Source organism: Dietzia maris (genome assembly GCF_014144855.1).
Taxonomy (GTDB): Bacteria; Actinomycetota; Actinomycetes; order Mycobacteriales; family Mycobacteriaceae; genus Dietzia; species Dietzia kunjamensis.
In genome coordinates, this window is the sequence record NZ_JAALDN010000516.1 from 1 (window position 1) to 800 (window position 800).

The following is an 800-nucleotide window of genomic DNA, read 5'->3' on the forward strand; positions in this document are numbered from 1 at the left end:
CTCCACCGCCAAGCTCTCCCGCGAACACGCCGTGATGACCGTGGCCCCCGGCGCGGTGGTCGTGGCGGGCGGCAAGTACACGACCTACCGCGTGATGGCCGCCGACGCGGTGGACGCCGCCGTGGCGGAACTGGGGGAGCGGGCCGCCGAGGTGCCGCCGTCGACGACAGAGCGGATCCCGCTGCTGGGCGCCGACGGTTACCCCGGGATGGTCAACCGCGCCGACCGGATCGCCGACCAGTACGAGATCCGCGACGACCAGATGCAGCACCTGCTCGGGCGGTACGGAACGCTCGCCGAATACGTCCTCGAGCTCGCCGCCGACCGGCCCGACCTCCTCGATCCCGTCCGGGGAGCCGAGCGCTACCTGCGTGTGGAGATCGTGCACGCCGCCCTCGCGGAGGCCGCCCTGCACCTCGAGGACGTCCTCGTGCGCCGCACCCGGATCTCCATGGAGTACCAGCACGGTGGCGTCGACTGCGCTCGCGAGGTCGCCGAGTTGATGGCGGGCGTTCTCGGCTGGGACGACGACCGCATCGCCAGGGAGGTGGAGCTGTTCGAGCGGCGGGTCGCCGCCGAGGAGGCGAGCCAGGTGGCGGAGTCCGACGACGAGGCGGACGGATTCCTCCGGCGTGTGCCCGAGGTCCGGGAGTTCCTCGCGGACGCGACCTTCGATCCCGCCAGCGCCCAGCCCGTGGTCGACAGCTCGACCGGCTGACCCGGCACCGTACGGCCAGCTGGCCAGGCCGCGTCCGCGCAGGCCGGCCGGGTGGCCCGGCCGGGTGTCTCGGCCGCGTCCG

At 73.8% G+C, this 800-nt stretch carries 1 protein-coding gene; it reads left to right on the forward strand.

Features of this window, described 5'->3' with window-relative positions; translation table 11 throughout:
- On the forward strand, positions 1 to 718 hold a 718-nt coding region (locus G6024_RS15465; protein ID WP_277355626.1), incomplete at its 5' end, for a glycerol-3-phosphate dehydrogenase C-terminal domain-containing protein.
- Between the last annotated feature and the right edge of the window lie 82 nt (positions 719 to 800).